General features: G+C 65.8%; 20 protein-coding genes and 1 riboswitch. Of the genes, 14 read left to right on the plus strand and 6 right to left on the minus strand.

The genetic code is table 11. The features are described 5' to 3' along the window. The 3 genes from FLL57_RS01155 to FLL57_RS01165 are packed head-to-tail and all read left to right on the plus strand — an operon-like array spanning position 1 to position 2,454. On the plus strand, positions 1-999 hold the full coding sequence (locus tag FLL57_RS01155; protein ID WP_142881913.1) for a branched-chain amino acid ABC transporter permease: 999 nt from the start codon (positions 1-3) through the stop codon (positions 997-999). Further along, a complete protein-coding gene (locus tag FLL57_RS01160; protein WP_142881914.1) occupies positions 996-1,760 on the plus strand; it encodes an ABC transporter ATP-binding protein in 765 nt (254 codons plus the stop codon). Before FLL57_RS01155 ends, FLL57_RS01160 begins: the two co-directional genes overlap by 4 nt. Then, positions 1,741-2,454 (plus strand): ABC transporter ATP-binding protein, encoded by a 714-nt coding sequence (locus tag FLL57_RS01165; RefSeq protein WP_142881915.1) that lies wholly within the window; start codon positions 1,741-1,743, stop codon positions 2,452-2,454. The genes FLL57_RS01160 and FLL57_RS01165 overlap by 20 nt, the downstream gene beginning before the upstream one ends. 14 nt (positions 2,455-2,468) lie before the next feature. On the opposite strand, the gene FLL57_RS01170 is transcribed toward FLL57_RS01165, so the two are convergent. Next, entirely contained in the window at positions 2,469-5,006 is a 2,538-nt protein-coding gene (locus FLL57_RS01170; protein WP_142881916.1) for an HWE histidine kinase domain-containing protein, read from the minus strand. Between the two features lie 263 nt (positions 5,007-5,269). Here FLL57_RS01170 and FLL57_RS01175 point away from each other — a divergent pair, with 263 nt between their 5' ends. Further along, positions 5,270-6,013, plus strand: coding sequence for a Crp/Fnr family transcriptional regulator (locus tag FLL57_RS01175; protein ID WP_142881917.1), 744 nt, complete (start codon positions 5,270-5,272; stop codon positions 6,011-6,013). Positions 6,014-6,082: 69 nt separating this feature from the next. On the opposite strand, the gene FLL57_RS01180 is transcribed toward FLL57_RS01175, so the two are convergent. Further along, the gene (locus tag FLL57_RS01180; RefSeq protein WP_013500925.1) at positions 6,083-6,814 is read right to left on the minus strand and encodes a Crp/Fnr family transcriptional regulator; all 732 of its coding nucleotides are present in this window, start codon (positions 6,812-6,814) and stop codon (positions 6,083-6,085) included. A 175-nt stretch (positions 6,815-6,989) separates the two neighbouring features. On the opposite strand from FLL57_RS01180, the gene FLL57_RS01185 reads away from it, so the two are divergent. Then, the gene (locus FLL57_RS01185) at positions 6,990-7,559 is read left to right on the plus strand and encodes a histidine phosphatase family protein (protein WP_047308464.1); all 570 of its coding nucleotides are present in this window, start codon (positions 6,990-6,992) and stop codon (positions 7,557-7,559) included. A gap of 53 nt (positions 7,560-7,612) precedes the next feature. Next, a riboswitch (cobalamin riboswitch) is annotated at positions 7,613-7,812 on the plus strand. 191 nt (positions 7,813-8,003) lie between these two features. Further along, positions 8,004-8,339: a cysteine-rich small domain-containing protein gene (locus tag FLL57_RS01190; protein ID WP_013500927.1), complete on the plus strand. Its 336-nt coding sequence runs from the start codon at positions 8,004-8,006 to the stop codon at positions 8,337-8,339. Between the two features lie 65 nt (positions 8,340-8,404). Here FLL57_RS01190 and FLL57_RS01195 read toward each other — a convergent pair whose 3' ends face one another. Continuing rightward, the gene (locus FLL57_RS01195) at positions 8,405-9,550 is read right to left on the minus strand and encodes an acyl-CoA dehydrogenase family protein (RefSeq protein ID WP_142881918.1); all 1,146 of its coding nucleotides are present in this window, start codon (positions 9,548-9,550) and stop codon (positions 8,405-8,407) included. A 164-nt stretch (positions 9,551-9,714) separates the two neighbouring features. After that, complete coding sequence (locus FLL57_RS01200; protein ID WP_013500929.1) at positions 9,715-10,158, minus strand: MarR family winged helix-turn-helix transcriptional regulator; 444 nt, start codon at positions 10,156-10,158, stop codon at positions 9,715-9,717. Positions 10,159-10,316: 158 nt separating this feature from the next. On the opposite strand from FLL57_RS01200, the gene FLL57_RS01205 reads away from it, so the two are divergent. The 7 genes from FLL57_RS01205 to FLL57_RS01235 all read left to right on the plus strand — a co-directional run bounded on the left by FLL57_RS01205 (position 10,317) and on the right by FLL57_RS01235 (position 18,017). Further along, positions 10,317-11,501 carry a substrate-binding domain-containing protein gene (locus FLL57_RS01205; protein WP_142881919.1) on the plus strand — a complete coding sequence of 395 codons (1,185 nt, stop codon included), beginning with the start codon at positions 10,317-10,319 and terminating at the stop codon, positions 11,499-11,501. A 156-nt stretch (positions 11,502-11,657) separates the two neighbouring features. After that, the gene (locus FLL57_RS01210; RefSeq protein ID WP_142881920.1) at positions 11,658-13,172 is read left to right on the plus strand and encodes an amidase; all 1,515 of its coding nucleotides are present in this window, start codon (positions 11,658-11,660) and stop codon (positions 13,170-13,172) included. 35 nt (positions 13,173-13,207) lie between these two features. After that, complete coding sequence (locus FLL57_RS01215; RefSeq protein ID WP_047308458.1) at positions 13,208-14,065, plus strand: branched-chain amino acid ABC transporter permease; 858 nt, start codon at positions 13,208-13,210, stop codon at positions 14,063-14,065. Positions 14,066-14,069: 4 nt separating this feature from the next. Then, positions 14,070-15,293 carry a substrate-binding protein gene (locus FLL57_RS01220; RefSeq protein ID WP_013500933.1) on the plus strand — a complete coding sequence of 408 codons (1,224 nt, stop codon included), beginning with the start codon at positions 14,070-14,072 and terminating at the stop codon, positions 15,291-15,293. A 253-nt stretch (positions 15,294-15,546) separates the two neighbouring features. Continuing rightward, on the plus strand, positions 15,547-16,602 hold the full coding sequence (locus FLL57_RS01225; RefSeq protein WP_041807089.1) for a branched-chain amino acid ABC transporter permease: 1,056 nt from the start codon (positions 15,547-15,549) through the stop codon (positions 16,600-16,602). Beyond that, on the plus strand, positions 16,589-17,323 hold the full coding sequence (locus tag FLL57_RS01230; protein WP_013500935.1) for an ABC transporter ATP-binding protein: 735 nt from the start codon (positions 16,589-16,591) through the stop codon (positions 17,321-17,323). Before FLL57_RS01225 ends, FLL57_RS01230 begins: the two co-directional genes overlap by 14 nt. Continuing rightward, on the plus strand, positions 17,316-18,017 hold the full coding sequence (locus tag FLL57_RS01235; protein ID WP_013500936.1) for an ABC transporter ATP-binding protein: 702 nt from the start codon (positions 17,316-17,318) through the stop codon (positions 18,015-18,017). Before FLL57_RS01230 ends, FLL57_RS01235 begins: the two co-directional genes overlap by 8 nt. Positions 18,018-18,136: 119 nt before the next feature. Here the strand turns inward: FLL57_RS01235 and FLL57_RS01240 are convergent, their stop codons facing one another. Continuing rightward, a complete protein-coding gene (locus FLL57_RS01240; RefSeq protein ID WP_013500937.1) occupies positions 18,137-19,006 on the minus strand; it encodes an alpha/beta fold hydrolase in 870 nt (289 codons plus the stop codon). Between the two features lie 230 nt (positions 19,007-19,236). Between FLL57_RS01240 and FLL57_RS01245 the strand changes: the two genes are divergently transcribed. Then, positions 19,237-19,665 carry an ArsR/SmtB family transcription factor gene (locus FLL57_RS01245; protein WP_013500938.1) on the plus strand — a complete coding sequence of 143 codons (429 nt, stop codon included), beginning with the start codon at positions 19,237-19,239 and terminating at the stop codon, positions 19,663-19,665. 13 nt (positions 19,666-19,678) lie between these two features. Here FLL57_RS01245 and FLL57_RS01250 read toward each other — a convergent pair whose 3' ends face one another. Further along, the gene (locus FLL57_RS01250) at positions 19,679-20,053 is read right to left on the minus strand and encodes a rhodanese-like domain-containing protein (protein ID WP_013500939.1); all 375 of its coding nucleotides are present in this window, start codon (positions 20,051-20,053) and stop codon (positions 19,679-19,681) included. Positions 20,054-20,075: the final 22 nt, after the last annotated feature.

Genomic DNA, 20,075 nt, shown 5'->3' on the forward strand with positions numbered 1-20,075 from the left:
ATGGCGACCTTGTCTGTGCCCGCCACACCGACCGCGACCGCCGGTCTGCGCAACGATCTGATCGCCGCGGCGGTGATCGCCGCGCTCGGCGCAATCGGCTGGTTCGTGTTTCCCGACGATCTCGCCTTTCTGATCCGCGTCATCGGTCTCGCGTTCCTGGTGATCTCGCTCGATCTCGTCACCGGCTTCTGTGGCGTTGCCACGCTCGGCCATGCGGCGCTGTTCGGCGTCGCCGCCTACGCGGCCGGCAATGCCTGCCTTGCCGGGGTCACCGACCCGATCCTGATGCTGCTGATCGGCGCCGTCGCCGGCGCCGCGACCGGGCTGATGTCGGGCGTGCTGGTGACGCGCTTCCGCGGCCTGCCGCAACTGGTGCTGTCGATCGCGTTCGGCCAGCTCGTCGCGGCGCTCGCCAACAAGCTGTCGTCGATCACCGGCGGCAGCGACGGTCTCGCCGGCATTTCGCCGGGGCCGGTGTTCGGCATCTTCAATTTCGATATGTTCGGCCGCACCGGCTACGTGTTCTCGGTGGTGGTTCTGCTGATCACCATGGTGCTGCTGCTGCGGTTCGCGCGTTCGCCCTTCGCGCTGATGTGCCGCGCCATCAAGGACGATACGCTGCGGACGCGGATGATCGGTGTCTCGGTGTATCCGCGGCTGGTGGTGATGTACTGCGTCGCCGGCGTCGTCGCCGGTATCGGCGGCGCGCTGACGGCGATCAACACCGGCGTGGTCGGTCTCGACAGCGTCAGCTTCGAGCGTTCGGCCGAAGCGCTGATCATGCTGATCCTCGGCGGCGCCGGCAATCTGTGGGGCGCGCTGATCGGCGCGATCCTGTTCGAGCTGTTCCACCATTACGTGTCGGCCGCCAGCCCGTTCCACTGGATGATCCTGATCGGCGTGCTGCTGATCGTGGTGGTGCTGTTCTTCCCCAAGGGCCTGGTCAACGAAGTCACGCGCCGGATCGGCGATTTCAGGCAGGCGAGGGCGGCGCGATGACGGCCTTGCTCGAAGTCCAGCGCCTGTCGAAATCGTTCGGCGGCCTTCGCGTCACCGACGACGTCTCGTTCACGCTGTCGAGCGGCGACCGTGTCGCGCTGATCGGCCCGAACGGTGCCGGCAAGACCACGCTGGTCAATCAGCTTTCCGGAGACCTGGCGCCATCGGACGGTCGCATCCTGCTGGCTGGCGAGGACATCACCACTGCTTCGATCCCGGAACGCGTCCGCGGCGGGCTGGTGCGTACCTTCCAGGTGACGCGGCTGTTCACCAGCCTCACGGTGGCTGAAAATGTCGCGCTGGCGGTGATGCAGCGCCGCGGCCTGACCAAAAGGATGTTCTCTTCCGTCATCAACAAGGCCGACGTTCGCGACGAATGGCAGGGCGTGCTCAACCTGCTCGGCATCGGCCATCTGGCGGCGACGCCGGTGACCAAGCTGGCCTACGGTCAGCAGCGGTTGCTCGATCTCGCCATCGGCCTTGCGATGAAGCCGCGGGTGCTGGTTCTGGACGAGCCCGCGGCCGGCGTGCCGCACGACGAGTCGCCGCGCATTCTCGAAGCGATCGGCCGGATGTCGCCGGAGATCGCGATCCTGATGATCGAGCACGACATGGATCTGGTGTTCAAGTTTGCGCGGCGCGTGCTGGTGCTGGCGAACGGCGCGCTGATCTTCGAAGGCACGCCCGCCGAGGTGAAAGAAAACGACGCCGTCCGTGCGGCCTATCTGGGAAGCTATGCCGATGCCCGCCGCGCGTCTTGAGGTCGAACGACTCGCCGCCGGCTACGGCTCGGTGAGCATCCTGAGCGACGTTAGCTTCGCCGTTCCGGCCGGCGGCCGGCTGACGGTGCTCGGCCGCAACGGCGTCGGCAAGACCACGCTGCTGGCGACGTTGATGGGCCTGACCACCCACAAGGGTGGGACGGTGCGGATCGGCGAACGGGACGTCACCGGCCTGAAAACCTTCGCCCGCGCCGCCGCCGGGCTCGGTTATGTACCGCAGACTCGCGACGTGTTTCGTTCGCTCACCGTCGAGGAGAACCTGTTCACCGGTCTCAAGGGCCGGCCGCGGGCCGAGCTCGAGTCTGTGTATGCGATGTTTCCGCGGCTCGCCGAGCGCCGCAATCATGGCGGCATGCAGCTCTCCGGCGGCGAGCAGCAGATGCTGTCGCTGGCGCGCACGCTGCTCGGCAAGCCGAGTGTCCTGCTGCTCGACGAGCCGCTCGAAGGACTTGCGCCGGTGATCTGCGATCAGTTGATGGCGACGATCGTCGAGCTGGCGCAAAGCGGCGACATGACGGTGGTGCTGGTCGAGCAGCAGATCGAGCGAGCGCTGGATTTCGCCGACGATGTGCTGGTTGTCGAGCGCGGCCGTATCGTCTGGCGCGGCCGGGCGGCCGAGTTCAGGGCCGATCGCGAATTGGCCGATCGGCTGCTCGGTGTCGGCATCGGCTGATTGGCTGGGGTCATTCAGCCGCCGCCATTGAGGACCACCGCGAGCGCTGCCCGAAGCGACTCGATCGAATAGGGTTTGCGCACGATCGGCAGGTCGCGCAAACGCCCCGGGATCATCGCGGTGTCGCCGTAGCCGGTGGCGAAGATAAACGGGATGCCGAGGCGTTCGAGTTCGTCGGCCACCGGAAGCGAACTGCCGGCGCCGAGATTGACGTCGAGGATTGCCAGCGTCGGCGGCGCCTGAGCAATCGTCAGCAGTGCCTCCTCGGCAGACGCCACCGAGATCACCGACTTCGCCCCGATCGCGCCGAGCATTTCCTCGGCGTCGAGCGCGATCACCAACTGATCCTCCACCAGCAGGATCGAGGCTGCAGCGATGTTCAGGTCGCCGGTCTCGGTCGCCCGACCGCCGACGGGTGGGCTCGACGGCCGTTGCAGCGTCGCGGTGACGAATTTGGCGGGGATGCACAGCCTGGCAACGACGCCGCCCGGCGCGTAGTCGACTTCGCTCGTTCCTCCGAGATCGAACGGGATGCTGCGGCTGAGCAGCACCGTTCCGAAGCCTTGCCGGGTCGGCGGCCGGACCGCGGGGCCGTGGCTTTCGGTCCACGCGATCTCGCAGCGCCCGTCGTCATGCACGGTCCAGGCGACGTTCAGGCGTCCCGCGGAGCGCGACAGCGCGCCGTATTTCGCCGCGTTGGTCGCCAGTTCGTGCAGCACCAGCGCCAGCACCGAATAGGCTCGGGCATCGAGCCCGACATCGGGACCGTCGAGCGCGATCTGCGCTGCCGGATAGGGTGACAATTCCGCGTGGATCAGATCGAGCAGGGCACCGCCGCCGTCCGACCGCACCACCTGATCGTGCGCGAAAGACAGCGCCATGATCCGCCCGCGCAAGGCGCCGGCGAATTCCTCCAGAGACCGGCCGTCGTCGACCGGCTGGTTCACCAGCGATTTGATCAGCGCCAGGATGTTCTTGACCCGGTGATTCAATTCCTCGTTCAAGACCCGCTGCCGCACCTCGGCCTTCTTGCGCTCTGCCGAGAGGATCTCGCTCTGTCGTAACAGCACCTCGCGCAACCCGACCTGGATCGTCGCGGCGGTGTCGCGGTCGTCGCCGCTCCACGGGATCGATTGGCCCTCGACCTGTTCCTTCCAGATCGCAAAGCTGCTGCGCGGGGTGAGCCGGTCGCCGAGCGGGCCGGTATCGTAGGTCTTGTTCGGGTCGCCCGCCCAATCCAGCGTCTGGACCTGTTCCTTGCGGAAGAACAGCAGATAGTCGCGGGCGGTCTGAGACAACGGAATTGCCAGCATCCCGGCGGCGGCCTGGGCGTAGTCCGATGCTGCTACGATGCGATCCGAGAGCGCGTGCGTCGCGACGATCTCGCTGCCGGCACGACCGGTGAGAAGCTGCATGATCGCAGGCAGCGCCTCCGCCGGCGGAGTCGAGCCGTGCGCGGCCCAGACGCCGTTCATCCACAGGCCGACGCCGTCGCTCGGGATCAGGTCGGCGATGCGTCTCAGGTTGTCGCGCAGAAAATCGTCGACCGATGCGTCGAAAGACATCTGGCTGGTCAGCTCGTCGAGTGTCCGGCGGGTACGCAGTGAGGCCTGGAACCGGCGCTGGTGGTGGACTGCGGTGAAATGCAGCGAGAAGAAGTCGGCGAACATTTCGGCGGCGACACGCTGCGCCATCGGCACGATACGCGGTTCGTAGTGATGGCAGGCGATCAGCCCCCACAGCGCGCCGTCGATGATGATCGAGAGCGACATCGAGGCACTGACGCCCATGTTGCGCAGATATTCGAGATGAACGGGTGACACGCTTCGCAGGTGCGCAAACGACAGGTCGAGCGCCGCACCGGAGGCGTCGAGCTCCGGAACGATCCGGCTGCTCGCGCCGCTCGAGTCCGAGATCACCCGGATGGCATTCTTCAGATACAGCAGCCGGGCCTGCTGGGGGATATCGGAGGCCGGGAAGTGCTGGCCGAGAAAGCTCTCGAGGTCGCGTCGCCTGGCTTCGCCGATCACCTTGCCGGAGCCGTCGACTGCGAACCGATACATCATCACGCGATGATATCCGAGCATCGCCTGCAGATAGCGGGGCACCCGCGCCGCCATCTCGTCGAGCGACTTCAGCTCCTTGGTACGCGCGATGATCTGCCGCGTCAGCCGCAGCGGGTTGTCGGCCTGATCGGCGGCCGCGGGTTCGAATTCGATGATCGAGGTGCCGTCGTGCTGGTGCAATGAGACGTCGAACGTCCGCCCCGTCGTCCGGTCGCGCCAGCCGAAGATCAGCGCGGGGCGTTTCGGGTCCGTCGCCTGCGCCAGCGCGTTGCGCAGCGTGTGGGCGTCCGTTTCACCGAAGTAATCGGCAAGCCGCTCTCCGACCCGCGGCGTTTCGCGGCCCAACAACGTACCGGCGTTTTCCGAGGTCCGGGTGATCCGGATCGCCTGCGCGTCGCAGGCCAGCAGGCAGCCGTGTGGCTGGATTCGCCCGGGGATGTGAATCGGCTCGCGATCGCAGGACGTAAGGTCAACGTCATTCGACATGGCGGCGTCCGCCTCGGGTAGCCGATCTGCGGCGGCGTGTCGCGGTCCGCTCAGCCGAGGACGAGCGGCGAAAGGACGAGACCGTCGATGATGATGAAACCCCGAGTGCCAAATCGAAAGAGCCTGTGCGGTAAGCCGAGGAACCAGCCGTCCGCCGGCCGAGGCGGGAGACAGCGCATCCACGCTTGCCTCGCTTGGCGCCGGAACCAACTTAGCGATGGCGCATTGATTGTTCCGTTCACTAGTGGACACAGGAACAGCCGATGCCGTCGTCTTCGGGAAGACCGAACAACAATTTATTGCGAGCTCTGAGCGCCCAGGACTACGAGCTGATCCGGCCGCATGTGAGGTGCGAGACCAAGGCTGCGGGAGAATTGCTGTATCGGCCGGGCGATCATGTCGGCAGCGCCTATTTCCCGTGCGGCCCGAGCTTGGTCTCTTATGAAGTCACCGATGGCGACGGCCGCAACGTCGAAACGGTGCTGGTGGGGCGTGAAGGAGCCGTCGGCGGCATCGTCAGCCTGGGCTTTCTGCCGGCCTATTGCCTGATCGTGGTGAAATTCGACGGTCCTTTCGTTCGCGTCCCGATCGTCAACATCCAATCCGCCAAGGATCGCTCGCCGAGCTTCAAGAACATGTTCGCACGCTACGCCGACTGCCTGATGGCTCAGATGTTCCAATCGACCGCGTGCAACGCGATTCACTCGATCGAGCAGCGCACCGCGAAATGGATCGCGGCCGCGATGGACCGGACCGGAGAAAACCTGGTGCCGCTCACCCACGACCAGCTCGCGGCGATGCTCGGTGTCGGGCGCAGCTACACCAGCCGCGTGTTGCAGGCATTTCGGCAGGAGGGCATCCTCACCACCCGCCGCGGCGCGCTGATCGTCGACGATCCCGACAAGCTGCGGCTGCGCGCCTGTCGCTGCAACGAGGCGGTGAAAGAGCATTTCGACGTCGTGCTGCGTGGCGTCTATCCCGAGCCGGACGACGCCGCCGTCGCCTGAGTGAGCCCACGCTGGCGCCGGTGGTCGTGCACCTGGTGGTCGTGCACCCGGAGGTCGTGGGCCCGGTGTTCAGCGCGGCGGCGCCCGCCTCAGATGCAGATATCCGGGATCGAATTCGCCGATCTTCGCCAGCCCCTGCCAGTTGCGGATGGTCAGAACGCCGTGACGGAAGTCCATCGTCTTGGATGCACGCAATGTCGCGATCGTCCGGTTCACGGTCGCGATCGCCATGCCCAGCGTGTCGCCGAGGTGGGCGAGGCTGATCGGAAACCGCATCGAGTTTCCATCGGTCAGCTTCGAGGCTTCGGCGCGATAGAACAGCTCGCAAAACAGATGGGCCATCCGGGCTCGCATCGTTCGCGCGCTGTTGTTGGTGATCGCTTCTCGAAAAATCGCGGCGTCCACCAGGGTCTCGCGCCAGATCGCGAAGCCGAGGCCGGGGCGGGTTTCGAACATCCGCAGGATCTCCCGGTGCGGAATGATCGCCATCGCCGCATGTCCGATCGCGCAGATCGAATGATCCATCCGCTCGAGGAAGATGCCTTGCGAATCCGGCAGGTCACCGACCATGTGGAAGGATAAGAACTGTCGGCGGCCGTTTCGCTGCAAATGATACCGTCCGACGATCCCGTCGACGACCAGTGCCGCGCCTTTTGGCGTTTCGCCTTGCCGAATCAGATCCTCGCCGCTGTCCAGCTCTCGCAAGGCGAAGGTCAGGTTGCGAATTGCATTCACATCGTCGGCCGACAGACGGGAGTGCTCGCGTAGTTTGTCGATGAGGACGCGATGGACATCCTTCATGGCTCGCCTTTCCGATTTAGATCATCTGATAGGGTGTGTTCGAACTTGGGGGCTTCAACTCCGCGAGGCGGAAGAGGTTGCAATCTTGGTGCCGGCCGTCACGTGTCGGTCCCCGCTTGCGCGCCGCGCGTCCGGCGTGCTCTGTCCGGCCGACGTGTTTTGCGAGGAGGATCCGATGAGCGATCTCTGCCGGCTCTGGCTGGTGCGGCATGCGCCGGTGGACGGGCCCAAGGGCGTGATCCACGCTCCGGACGCACCGGTCGACCTCCGCGACACCGCGGCACTCGGCGCGCTGCGCGAAAGGCTGCCGCGCGACGCCGCCGCGGTCGCCAGTCCGAGCCGGCGCACGCGCGACACCGCAGCGGCGCTCGGCATCGAGGCCCAGCTCGATCCGGACTTTCGCGAGCAGGATTTCGGCACATGGACCGGGCGCCGCCACGACGATCTGTCGCGTGAACTCGGCTCTGCCTATGACGCGTTCTGGCAGGATGCCGCTCGGCTGGCTCCGCCGGGGGGCGAGAGCTTCGTGGATCAGATCACGCGGGTTCGGCAGGGGCTTGAACGGTTGTCTGGTGACACCGTCCTGGTGGTCCATTCCGGCACGATCCGGGCCGTGTTGGCGATTGCGCTGGATAGCTCGCCGGACGCTGCGCTGAGTTTCGTGATCGATCCGCTGTCGCTGACGCGGATCGACCGGCTGGGCTCCGGCTGGCGGATCGACTACGTCAATCGCCTGGCCGGCTAGGCAGGGCCTTCGCGGCCGGAGCCTTTTTGCTTGCGCGCGCTTTCCTCGCGTGCTCTGGTTTCGACGTCTTCGGTGCCTCGCCTGCGAGGTGAAACTGGGAATACGGTGCGGTGTCCATCACCAAATCCGTAGCTGCCCCCGCAACTGTAAGCGGATCTGTCCGGATCAAGCGGCCACTGACGTCATCGGCGTCGGGAAGGCGATCCAGGCGACATCCGTGAGCCAGGAGACCGGCCGAAGACGGAAGCATCTAACCGATCGACGGCGGGTCGAGAGCGGAGCAGTCATGACCGGTTTCTCCTAGCAGGCAGGCCGCGCGCAGCGGCGATAGCAGCGTCACTCGACGCCTTGGGCCGCGTTGCGCTCACCACCCGTCCGATCAGACCAGCCCAGCGCCGCCGCGACCGAGCAGGCGGTCCCCTGCTGCGGCGCGAGGAAGCGGTCATGGAGCCGAAAGACACCACCACCAACGAGGCCTTCAAGGGCTTCACCAACGAGGCCTGCCCGTTCCTGCCGTGTCATCCCGGCGTCGAACGGGAGTTCAACTGCCTGTTCTGCTACTGCCCGCTCAGCGCGTATCAGTGCCCCGGGCCGTACAAGACGTTCGTCGATCGCAACGGGCTGACGCGCAAGGATTGTTCGGACTGCACCCTGCCGCACAACGGTTATCGCCGGTCGTGGAATTTCATCCAGCGCTGGCTGGAGCGGCCGGTGCCTTGGGACGGCCAGCCGCAGGATGCTCGCCGGCTCAAGCGCGAGGTCTCGGACAGCGGCGAATAAACGCCGCCGCCAGCGCCTCCGTTACTCCGTGAGCGGAGCAGCATCGGTGGCGCTGGCAAGCCGCGTTACAGCGAGCGGGCGATCAGCAGCTTCATCACCTCGTTGGTGCCGCCGTAGATCTTCTGGATCCGCGAATCGATGAACATCCGGCCGATCGGATATTCCTGCATGTAGCCGTAGCCGCCGTGCAGTTGCAGGCATTCGTCGACGGTCTCGACCTGCTTCTGCGTCGTCCACCATTTCGCCATCGAGGCGGTGACGGCGTCGAGATTGCCGGCGATGAGCTGCACCAGACAGAAGTCGACGAACACCCGTGCGATGAACGCCTCGGTCTTGCGTTCGGCGAGCGTGAAGGCGGTGTTCTGGAATTCGATGACCGGCTGACCGAACGCCTTGCGGTCCTTGGTGTACTCCGACGTCAGCGCCACCGCGCGCTCCATCGCCGCCACCGCGCCGATCGCGATGATCAGCCGCTCCTGCGGCAGTTGCTGCATCAGTTGCACGAAGCCCTTACCTTCTTCGCCGCCGAGCAGGTTCTCTTTCGGCGTCCGGGCATTTTCGAAGAACAGCTCGGAGGTGTCGGAGGCGTGCAGGCCGATCTTGTCGAGGTTGCGACCGCGCTTGAAACCGGGGTTGTCCTTGGTCTCCAGCACGATCAGCGACAGCCCCTTGGCGCCGGCGCCGCCGGTGCGGGCGACCACGATGATCAGGTCGCAGTTCTGACCGTTGGTGATGAAGGTCTTCTGGCCGTTGATGACGTAGTCGTCGCCGTCGAGCTTGGCGGTGGTGCGCACGCTCTGCAGGTCGGAGCCGGTGCCGGGTTCGGTCATCGCGATCGCGCCGATCAGCTCGCCGCGCGCCATGCCGGGCAGCCAACGCCGCTTCTGCTCTTCCGAGCCGTAGTTGAGGATGTAGTGCGCCACGATGCCGCTCGACACGGTGACGCCGGACAGCGCGTCCGGAACGATCTTCTCCATGTCCTCATAGACCGCGGCATCATAGGCGAAGCTGGCGCCGAGCCCGCCGTACTCTTCCGGAACGCTGGGCAACAGCGCCCCCATCTCGCCGAGCTTCAGCCAGGCCGAACGATCGACCATCTTCTGCTTGCGCCACTTGTCGCCATGGGGTGCGAGGTCCTTGGCGAGGAATTTGCGAAACTGGTCGCGGAACGTGTCCAGCTCTTCGGTCATCCAGGGCGATCGGTATTGCATGTTTCCTCACTCGAATGGGCGGCCGCTTGGCACGGCGCATCGCCCGCTGATCTAGGCCAGTTCGGCGGTGCAGGATAGACGTTGCGACCGCCGTATCTTGCGGCGTGTCGCTGCAGGCGGCTACGCTGTTCGCAGCCGCAGCACGCGCGATGCGGGAGGAGCGCTCAGGTCGCGCTGTCGATCAGGCTTTCCAGCAGACGCTTCAGTTCCGCAGTGGCCTTGTCGCCGTAGTTTTCGGCGATATGCGCCTCCTGGCTCAGCGCAAGTGCATTGAGCCGCTGGGTCAGCGCCTTGCCGCGATCGGAGATGTGCATCAGCACCTTGCGGCGGTCCTCCGGATCCTGGACGCGGTACACCAGCGAATCCGACACCATCCGGTCGATCATCTTGGTCAGGGTCGGATGATTGAGCAGCACCGCCTCAGCGAGTTCGCCCATCGAATGGCCCTTGCCGTCGGACAGCACCTTGAGGATGCGCCACTGCTCCACCGGCACGCCTTCGCCGCGCAGCCGCGCTTCGAGCTGGCGGTTGATCTCACGATTGGCCTGCGCCAGCAGATAGGCGAGGTGTTCGGTGATCGGCGGATTGCGGGTGGGCGATTTGGCCACGATGAGACTTTATCGTTCCGTTTGAGCGAATCGGATGCGCAGTTTGCTGCATCTATATGCACAGCAATCCTTGAAGATTCAATATTTTCGAATAGCATTGATCGTCGGGCCCGGGGAGGGGACTTCGGCGGGATCACCCGCACCAGGCAGGAGAGGGCGTGCTTTCGGCTGTCGATCTCGGACATCGTGGCTTCTATGGAGGGCCGCCGCTCGGCTTGCTGGAGCGCGGCGTACTTCCCGACGCGCATTGGGTGGAAGGGCCGGGAGACGGCGGCGGCGCGGCCTCGCGCCGTGCCCGCAACAAGCTCCGCGTCGCGAACTTCGTCACCTTCCAGGGCTCGCCCGGACTGTGGGGCCCGGCCTCGACCAATGCGGCGCTGCTGGCGGCCGCGGAGATCAACAAGCGCGGCGGCATCCTCGGCCGCGAGATCGAACTGGTGTTCAGCGACGCCGGCGGTCCGATCGAGGACGTCGCCCGCCGGGTGGCGCAGGCGGTAGATTACGACGACGTCGACATCGTGATGGGCTCGCACATCAGCGCGGTGCGGGTCGCGCTGCGCAACGCCATCCGCGGCCGGGTGCCGTACATCTACACGCCGGTCTATGAAGGCGGTGAACGCACCCCCGGGGTGATGGCGATCGGCGAGACGCCGCGCTGGCAGAGCCGCCCGGCGATCGACTGGCTGGCGCGGGAGAAGAAGGCGCAGCGCTGGTATCTGATCGGCAGCGACTACGTCTGGCCCTGGCTGTCGCACCGCGCGGTGAAGACATACATCAAGGACGCCGGCGGCCAGGTGGTCGGCGAGGAGTTCGTGCCGCTCGGCGAGGATGATCACGAGCGGCATCTCGACCGCATCCGCGCCGCGAAACCCGATGCGGTGCTGATCTCGCTGATCGGCAACGACAGCGTGACGTTCAATCGCTCGTTCGCCGAAGCCGGCCTGTCGCGCCACATCCTCCGGCTCGCCGGCGCGATGGACGAGACCGTGCTGCTCGGCATCGGCGCCGACAACACCGAGAACCTGTTCTGCGCGTCGGGCTATTTCGGCTGCTACGACTGCGCCGCCAACGATGCGTTTCGCGATTCCTATCGCCGGATGTTCGGCCCGACCGCGCCGCCGATCGGCTCGGTCGGGCAGTCGAACTACGAAGGCCTGCGGTTTCTCGCCACGATCGCCGACAAGGCGCAGACGCTGGCGGCCCGTCCGCTGCTGCAGGCTGCGCGCAACGTGGTGTATCAGGGCGGGCGCGGCGAGGTGACGATCCGCGACGGGCGCGCGCGGATGACGATGCATCTGGCCGAAGCCGACGGTCTGGATTTCAAGCTGCTCCGCACGTTCTAAGTCGCGCGGGCCTGCGACCGGCACCACTGCAAAATAATACTTGAAACGGAAAATATTTCCGTATGTATTATCCCGATGACGCGGCGCCGCTCCCGCGCGCCGCTCCGGCCTTCCCAGGGCCGCATCGCCGATCCGCCCACGCGCAGGAGAATGATCTTGGCCGTTTCGCTTCCCACCCCCACGCAGCTTCTCGAAGTCGCCGATCAGTGCGGCCTGTCGCTCACCGACGAGGACATCGTCTCGTTCCGTGGGCTGATGCAGCCGTCGATCGACGCCTACAACGTGGTTGCGGCGCTGCCGGACGAAGTGCCGCTGGTGAAGTATCCGCGCACGCCGGGCTACACCCCCGGCGCGGAGGAGAATCCGCGCAACGCCTGGTATCGCAAGTCGAGTGTGAAGGGCGCGACGTCGGGCAAGCTCAAGGGCAAAACCGTCGCGCTGAAGGACAACATCATGCTGGCTGGCGTGCCGATGATGAACGGCTCGTCGACCCTCGAAGGCTACGTGCCGGATTTCGACGCCACTGTCGTCACCCGCATTCTCGATGCCGGCGGTGAGATTCTCGGCAAAACCCATTGCGAGCATTTCTGCATGTCCGGCGGCAGCCACACCGGCTCCAACGGTCCGGTGCACAATCCGCACAAGATGGGCTACTCGGCCGGCGGCTCGTCGTCGGGCAGCGCCGTGGTGGTCGCACTCGGCGAAGCCGATATGGCGATGGGCGGCGACCAGGGCGGCTCGATCCGGATGCCGTCGTCGTTCAGCGGCACCTACGGCATGAAGCCGACCTGGGGCTTGGTGCCATACACCGGCATCATGCCGATCGAGATCTATGTCGATCACACCGGGCCGATGACCGCGAACGTCGAAGACAACGCGCTGCTGCTGGAAGTCATCGCCGGCGACGACGGTTACGATCCGCGGATCCGGGCGCCGATCGTGCACGAGTACACCAAGGCGCTCGGCCAGGGCATCAAGGGCATGAAGATCGGCATCGTGCGCGAGGGCTTCGAGCAGCCCGGCGCCGAGCCAGCGGTCAACGAGAGCGTTCGCGAGGCCGCCAAACGGCTCGCCAGCCTCGGCGCTACGGTCGAGGAGATCTCGATCCCGGAGCATAATCTGGCCGGCGCGGTGTGGATGCCGATCGGCACCGAAGGCATGACCCAGACCATGATGGTCGGCGACGGCTACGGTCTCAGCCGTCCGGACCTGTACTCGACCACGTTGATGAAGGCGCATCGCGGCTGGCGCGGCCAGGCGGACTCGCTGTCCGAAACCACCAAGATGATGCTGCTGCTCGGCACCTACATCAACAACACGTTCGGGCCGCGCTATTACGGCAAGGCGGTGAACATCTCGCGCCGCATCGCCGCCGCCTACGACCATGCGCTGGCGAATTTCGATCTGCTGCTGATGCCGACCACCCCGATGAAGGCGACGCCGCTGCCGGCGCCGAACGCACCGCGCGAAGAGGTGATCGGGCGTGCCTTCGAGATGATCAGCAACACCGCGCCGTTCGACATCACTCATCATCCGGCGATGTCGATCCCGTGCGGCATGGTCGACGGCCTGCCGGTCGGGTTGATGCTGGTCGGCAAGCATTTCGACGAACCGACGATCTACCGCGCGGCTCACGCCTTCGAGCAGTCGGGCGACTGGAAGAAGATGTAGCCCAGGCGCAATGTCCGTCAGCCGGTAAGGTCCGAATGGAAAACCTGTTCGCCGCCCTGTTCGAAATCCTGAGCTTCGGTTCCATCGTCGTGCTGGTGGTGCTGGGGCTCGGGATCATTGCCAGCATGATGGGCATCTTCAACTTCGCGCAGGGCGAGTTCGTCCTGCTCGGCGCCTACGTCACCTATCTGGCCCACACCGCCGGTCTGCCGGTGTGGACCGGCATGGTGGCGGCGCCGTTCGTGGTCGGCGCGTTCGGTCTGGTGCTCGAACGGCTGATCGTGCGGCGGTTCTACGCCGCCCCGATCGTGGCGATGCTCGGCACCTATGCGCTCGGCCTGATCATCCGCGAGATCGTCCGCGGCCTGATCGGCGGCCTCTACATCTCGGTGCCGGAGCCGGTCGGCGGCTCGATCACGATTGGTGCGATGCATCTGTCGACCTGGCGGCTGGTGATCATCGTGGTGACCGCGCTGGTGATGATCGGTAGCTATCTCCTGCTGTCGCGCACCTCGTTCGGATTGAGAGTGAGGGCGTCGCTGGAGAACCCGGCGCTGGCGCGCGCCTCCGGCATCTCCACCAACGCGATCTACGGCGCCACCTTCGCGTTCGGTGCGGCGCTCGCCGGCCTCGCCGGTGCGCTGATCGTGCCGGTGTTCTCATTGTTCGCCGATCTCGGCCTGCGCTTCCTGATCCAGGGATTCATCGCCGTGATGGTCGGCGGCGTCGGTTCGTTCGCCGGTCCGGTTGCCGGTGCGGGCATCATCGGCACGCTGTCGGCGGCGCTTCCCTGGGTGATCCAGCCGGTGATCGCCGACGTCCTCGTCTTCGTGCTCGCGATCATCTTCATCAAATTCCGGCCGCAGGGCCTCGTTTCGGGAAAAGGGATCTAGCCTGATGTCCAGCGACTCCAACTTCGAGATCAACCGCCGCCGGTTCCTGTCCAATTTCGCTTTCGCCAGCACGGCGATCGCCACCGGAGTCGGAAGCTGGGTGATCCCGACGGACTGGGCCAATGCCGCCGCCGGTCCTATCAAGGTCGGCATCGCCACCGACCTCACCGGCCCGATCGGCTACGCCGGCAACGCCGACGCCAACGTCGCCAAGATGGTGGTGAAGCAGATCAACGACGCCGGCGGCCTGCTCGGGCGGCCGCTCGAACTGCACATCGAGGACACCGCGTCGAACGAAGCGGTCGCGGTCGGCAACGTCCGCAAGCTGATCCAGCGCGACAAGGTCGATGTCGTGCTCGGCGGCGTCACCTCGTCGATGCGCAACGCCATCAAGGACGTCATCGTCGCCCGCGGCAAGACGCTGTACATCTATCCGCAGCTCTATGAAGGCAAGGAGTGCACGCCGTATCTGTTCTGCACCGGCCCGACCCCGGCGCAGCAGTGCGACGAGTTCATTCCGTGGCTGATCAAGAACGGCGGCAAGAAGTTCGCGCTGCCGAGCGCCAACTACGTGTGGCCGCACACGCTCAACGTCTACGCCCGCAAGGTGATCGAGGCCAATGGCGGCGAGGTGGTGCTGGAAGAGTACTATCCGCTCGACCAGATCGACTTCTCCTCGACCGTCAACCGCATCATCTCCAACAAGGTCGACGTGGTGTTCAACACCGTGATCCCGCCCGGCGTCGGCCCGTTCTTCAAGCAGCTCTACGAGGCCGGATTCCTCAAGAACGGCGGCCGGCTGTCCTGCGTGTACTACGATGAGAACACGCTCGGCATCAATCAGCCGGCGGAGATCGAGGGGTTGGCGAGCTGTCTCGACTACTTCAAGGCTGTCGCCAAAGACGATCCGGTGAGCGCCAAGATCCAGGCTGCCTACGACAAGGAATTCCCCGGAACGTTCCTGTTCGCCGCCGGCAGCGCCGCCACCGGCACCTATCGCGGCCTGAAGCTGTGGGAAGCCGCGGTGAAGGAAGCCGGCAAGATCGATCGCGACGGCGTCGCCGCGGCGCTCGATCACGCCAAGATCGCCGAAGGCCCCGGCGGGCCGGCTGAAATGGTGCCGGGCAAGCGCCACTGCAAGATGAACATGTACACCGCGGTCGCCAAGAACGGCAGCTACGAGATCGTCGAGCGTAGCAAAGGCCTGGTGGACCCGAAGGAATGCTGATGCGGTCGCTTTTGAACGACTTAGCTCGCGTTCGCGGGCGGACCTCACCTCTCCCCGCGTGCGGGGAGAGGTCGACCGGCGTCGCGAAGCGAAGTCGGTCGGGTGAGGGGGCGTCTCCGCATCACCGAGCGTCTGCGACTCGCGGCGGCGCCCCCTCACCCCGGCCCTCTCCCCGCAGGCGGGGAGAGGGAGGCTTCGCGGCCGCGCTGCGTTCGAACGCGACCGTCGGGTTTGCTGGCAGTCGGGCGCGTCGATGACAGACGTTTCTTCGACACTTTCGGAGGCCGCGTCGCCCCGCGCCAGGCGGCGCCGCGCGGTGCTGCCGATCATCGAGATCGCGATGCTGGCGCTGTTCCTGCTGCTGCCGCTGGTGCTGCAGGACTATCTCACCGTGTTCATGACGCGGGTATTGATCCTGTGCCTGTTCGCGCTGTCGTTCGATCTGGTGTGGGGCTATGCCGGGATCATGAGCTTCGGCCAGGCGGTGTTCTTCGGCGGCGCCGGCTACGGGGTGGCGCTGCTCGGGCGTGATCTCGGGATTTCGTCGATGCTGCTGGTGGTGCCGGCTGGCGTGCTGATCGGATTCGCGTTGGCGCTGTTGATCGGCGGCTTTCTGCTGCTTGGGCGCAATCCGTCGAGCGTCATCTTCGTGTCGCTCGGCACGCTGACCGCATCCTATGCGTTCGATCGGCTGGCGCGCGGCTGGTACTATCTCGGCGGCCAGAACGGCATTCCCTCGATCCCGCAGATGACGATCGGCAGCTACGACCTCGGCGAGGGCGCGGTGTTCTATTATCTGGCGCTGGCGATCCTGATCGCGGTCTACGCGGTCTGCCGCTATCTGGTGCGGTCGCAGTTCGGGCTGGCGCTCGCCGGCCTGCGCGAGAACGAGCAGCGCATCTCCTTCTTCGGCTACAAGGTGCAGCATCTGAAGGCGATCATCTTCTCGCTCGGCGGCGCGATCGCCGGGCTCGCCGGCAGCCTCTACGCGTTCCACGAGGGCTTCGTCTGGCCCAACATGCTCGGCGTGGTGATGTCGACCCAGGTGGTGCTCTATGTCTTGTTCGGCGGCTCGGGCACGCTGATCGGCGCGGTGATCGGCACGGTGGTGATCGAGATCGTGTCGTTCTGGCTGTCGAATTCCTACCAGGACATCTGGCCGATCATTCTCGGCGCGCTGATGCTGCTGGTGATCCTGTTCCGCCCCGCCGGGCTGATCAGCCTGATCGTCAGCCACAGCGAGCGGATCGGCAGCTTCGGCCGGCCGCCGAAGCCGCGCCACAAGGAGGGCGGCCATGGCTCTGCTTGAAGCGCGCGGCATGAGGAAGGTGTTCGGCAAGCTCACCGCGCTCAACGGCGCCGAGCTGACGGTGCAGCCGAACGAGTTTCACGGCCTGATCGGGCCGAACGGCTCCGGCAAGAGCACGATGATGAAATGCATCGCCGGCGCCGAAGTGCCGACCGAGGGCCGCGTCGGGTTCGACGGCGCCGATATCACCGCGGCGTCGCCGGCCGAGCGCGCCCGCGCCGGCATGAGCCTGAAGTTTCAGATCACCTCGGTGCTGCCGGCGCTGACGCTGTACGACAACGTGCTGCTGGCGCTGCAGGGCCAGACCACGCTCTCCAAGCTGATGTTCTCGCGCACCCGCGGCCTGTTGCACGACAAGGTGATGGCGATGCTGGAGCAATTTCGGCTGGTCGACCGCGCCGGCGAGCATGCGTCTGCGCTGTCGCACGGCCAGCAGCAATGGCTGGAGATCGCGATGGCGCTGGCGCCGGAGCCGAAGCTGCTGCTGCTCGACGAGCCGACCGGCGGTATGAGCCTGGAAGAACGCCGCGTCACCGGCGAACTGCTGGCGCCGATCAAGTCGCGCTGCTCGCTGGTGATCGTCGAGCACGATCTCGACTTCATCCGCGACATCTGCGATCGCCTCACCGTGCTCGATCAGGGCGCGGTGCTCGACACCGGAACGGTCGAGCAGATCCAGGCGAGCCCGAAAGTCCAGGAGGTCTATCTCCGCCGTGCTTGAGGATCATTATCTCGACATTCGCGACCTCGACGCGGGCTATGGCCGCAGCCAGGTGCTGTTCGGCGTGTCGCTGTCGGCGCCGTGGCGCGGCGGCGTCGCCATTCTCGGCCGCAACGGCGCCGGCAAGACCACGCTGATGAAAGCGATCATGGGTGAACTGCCGGCCAAGCGCGGCAGCGTCTCGCTGGATTCGCGCGACGTCACCAAGCTGCCCACCGAGCAGCGCGTCCGCGCCGGCTTCGGCTACGTGCCGCAGGACCATCCGGTGTTCGCGCGGCTGACGATCCGCGACAATCTCGCGGTGGGGGCGCTGACCAACAAGGACAGCCGTGCCGTCGACCGCGTGCTGGAGATGTTTCCCAAGCTCGGTCAGCGGCTCGACCAGATCGCCGGAACGCTGTCCGGCGGCGAGCGCAAGATGCTGGCGATCGGCCGCGCGCTGCTGTCGGAGCCGAGCGTGCTGCTGCTCGACGAGCCAACCGAAGGCGTCTGGATCGGCGTGATCGAGGAGATCACCGACCGGCTGATCGTGCTGGCGAAAGATATCGCCGTGATCATCGTCGAGCAGCACCTCGATCTGGCGCTGCGCGTCGCCGATCGCGCCTTCGTGCTCGACCGCGGCCGCGTCGCCCTCACCGGCACCGCCGACGAGGTCCGCAACGACCCGCGGCTGCTGCAATATCTGGCGCCGTAGCAGCGCTAAGATCCTCTCGGTCATTGCGAGCGCAGCGAAGCAATCCAGACATTGTGCACTGAGCTGGATGCTTCGTCGGCCTCGCCTCCTCGCAATGACGAGGATGAGATGCTCGTAGTTCAAGACCCGGATGGCAGCTCGACGAATTCCGCAATCAGCCGCAGCACCTCGTCCGGCCGGTCGTGCTGCAGCCAATGGCCGGCATCACTGACGGTCTCGGAGCGGACGTCCTTGAAATGACGCGAAGCTGCGGCGGCTTCGGCCGGCTGGAGAAAGCTCTCGCCTGCGAACAGCAGCAGCGTCGGGCAGGCGATCCGTGCCCACAGCTCGGCGTATTCGGACTGCGCCAGCCGGTGCGGCGCCGTCACCCGCTGATACGGATCGAACTTCCACGAATAGCTGCCGTCGTCGTTGCGGCGTACACCATGAGTGGCGAGGTGCAGCGACAGCTCCGACGTCAGCCGCTTGTTATGGGCGCGCATCTGCGCCGCGGCATCGTCGATCGTCGGGTAGCGGCGCGGCTCGCGGTCTTCCAGTCGGTCGAGCTGCCCGAGCCATTTGGTCATCCGCTCGTGCGCCGGCGCCATTTTGGCGTCGGGGCGGACCGTGACGCCGTCGAGCACGACGAGCCGTTCGACCCGCTCCGGGAATGTTCCCGCATACAGCATCGCGATCATGCCGCCCATCGAGTGACCGATCACGGTCGCAGGCGGAGCGTCGGCGAGCGGCGGCAGGCGCGTCAGGTCATAGACGTATTCCGGCAGCGCGTAGCTGCCGCCGCGCGCCCAATCCGAATCGCCATGGCCACGCAGGTCCGGGGCGATCACGTGAAAGTGCGGCTGCAACGCGCGGGCGAGATGATCCCAGCTACGGCCGTGGTCCTTGCCGCCATGAATCAGCAGCAGTGGCCGCGCGGCGGCGTTGCCCCAGTCCCAATAGTGCAGGCGCAGGCCGTGGGATTGAAAGAAGCAGCTTTGTGGTTGTTGCATTGTTGTTTTGCGAGCGTTTCCACGGCTGCAATAGCCCGAGCCGGTGACCGCTTCAATGCCCCCTGCTGGGCCGCAACGCCCCACCGGTGCCACCCTGGGCGGGCTGACAATCTGTTGCAACATGGGTATGCATGGGCCTTGTGAATATCGCGACTGTCGCGAGCGCTTTCGACGTCGCAAATCTCTTGCGCGTCTTCAGCGTCCATCATGAATTGAGCGGAGATCCCTTGATGGCTGCGGCCAGCGGCGTCCGAAAGACCTCTCCGGCGGTGAAACTTGTCGACACCCGCGAGCTGCGCGAAAACGCCGTGGTTGCGGCCGAGTTCCTGAAGACGCTGTCGAATGTGTCGCGGCTGATCATGCTGTGCCAGCTCGCCGAGGGCGAAAAGTCGGTATCGGAACTGACCGAACTGCTCGACGAACGACAGCCGACGGTGTCGCAGCAGCTCGCACGGCTGCGCAGTGAGAAGCTGGTGCAGGCGCGACGCGAAGGTCAGCAGGTGTTTTATTCGCTCGCCAGCGACGAGGTCCGCAGCCTGATCCTGGCGCTGCACGCCACCTTCTGCCGCAAGGATCGCGGCAAGGACAGACCCGCGGCAAATTCGCGGGCGAAAGCCGCGGCGTCGCCTCGCCGTCAGCGCCAGACCGTCGGGGCTTGAAGCGCGCTTTCCGTCAGTCCGCCGGATTGCCGCCGAACAACCGCTGGAACAGGCTCGGTGGTTTCGGGCCCTGAACCGTCGGAAAACCGGCCTTGCGCCACGCCAGAATGCCGCCGCCGAGCACGTAAGGCTCGCACACGCCGTTCGCCTTGGCTTCGATCTGGCCGCCATACATGCGCGTCCGTCCGCCGGAATGGCAGAAGAAGATCGCCTTGCGACCCCGCGCCGCGCTCAGGTCGCCGTGCCTGAGACCCGTCAGCGGCAACTCGATCGCACCGGCGATGTGTTCGCGCTCGATCTCATGCCGCTCGCGGACGTCGACCAGCACCGCGCCGTCGTGCGTCATCATGCGGTGGGCCTCGATCGGCGAAATCGTCTTCACGCTCATGTTGCAGTCCGCTCCGTTCGGC

It is taken from the genome of Rhodopseudomonas palustris (genome assembly GCF_007005445.1).
Classification (GTDB): Bacteria; Pseudomonadota; Alphaproteobacteria; order Rhizobiales; family Xanthobacteraceae; genus Rhodopseudomonas; species Rhodopseudomonas palustris_G.

Coding starts and splice junctions, on each gene's coding strand:
- FLL57_RS01195 (WP_142881918.1), bottom strand. CDS start 9,550: ATGCAATACCGATCGCCCTGGATGACCGAAGAGCTGGACACGTTCCGC.
- FLL57_RS01240 (WP_013500937.1), bottom strand. CDS start 19,006: ATGCAACAACCACAAAGCTGCTTCTTTCAATCCCACGGCCTGCGCCTG.
- FLL57_RS01230 (WP_013500935.1), top strand. CDS start 16,589: ATGGCTCTGCTTGAAGCGCGCGGCATGAGGAAGGTGTTCGGCAAGCTC.
- FLL57_RS01155 (WP_142881913.1), top strand. CDS start 1: ATGGCGACCTTGTCTGTGCCCGCCACACCGACCGCGACCGCCGGTCTG.
- FLL57_RS01165 (WP_142881915.1), top strand. CDS start 1,741: ATGCCCGCCGCGCGTCTTGAGGTCGAACGACTCGCCGCCGGCTACGGC.
- FLL57_RS01225 (WP_041807089.1), top strand. CDS start 15,547: ATGACAGACGTTTCTTCGACACTTTCGGAGGCCGCGTCGCCCCGCGCC.
- FLL57_RS01175 (WP_142881917.1), top strand. CDS start 5,270: ATGCCGTCGTCTTCGGGAAGACCGAACAACAATTTATTGCGAGCTCTG.
- FLL57_RS01245 (WP_013500938.1), top strand. CDS start 19,237: ATGGCTGCGGCCAGCGGCGTCCGAAAGACCTCTCCGGCGGTGAAACTT.
- FLL57_RS01220 (WP_013500933.1), top strand. CDS start 14,070: ATGTCCAGCGACTCCAACTTCGAGATCAACCGCCGCCGGTTCCTGTCC.
- FLL57_RS01215 (WP_047308458.1), top strand. CDS start 13,208: ATGGAAAACCTGTTCGCCGCCCTGTTCGAAATCCTGAGCTTCGGTTCC.
- FLL57_RS01250 (WP_013500939.1), bottom strand. CDS start 20,053: ATGAGCGTGAAGACGATTTCGCCGATCGAGGCCCACCGCATGATGACG.
- FLL57_RS01190 (WP_013500927.1), top strand. CDS start 8,004: ATGGAGCCGAAAGACACCACCACCAACGAGGCCTTCAAGGGCTTCACC.
- FLL57_RS01160 (WP_142881914.1), top strand. CDS start 996: ATGACGGCCTTGCTCGAAGTCCAGCGCCTGTCGAAATCGTTCGGCGGC.
- FLL57_RS01170 (WP_142881916.1), bottom strand. CDS start 5,006: ATGTCGAATGACGTTGACCTTACGTCCTGCGATCGCGAGCCGATTCAC.
- FLL57_RS01180 (WP_013500925.1), bottom strand. CDS start 6,814: ATGAAGGATGTCCATCGCGTCCTCATCGACAAACTACGCGAGCACTCC.
- FLL57_RS01185 (WP_047308464.1), top strand. CDS start 6,990: ATGAGCGATCTCTGCCGGCTCTGGCTGGTGCGGCATGCGCCGGTGGAC.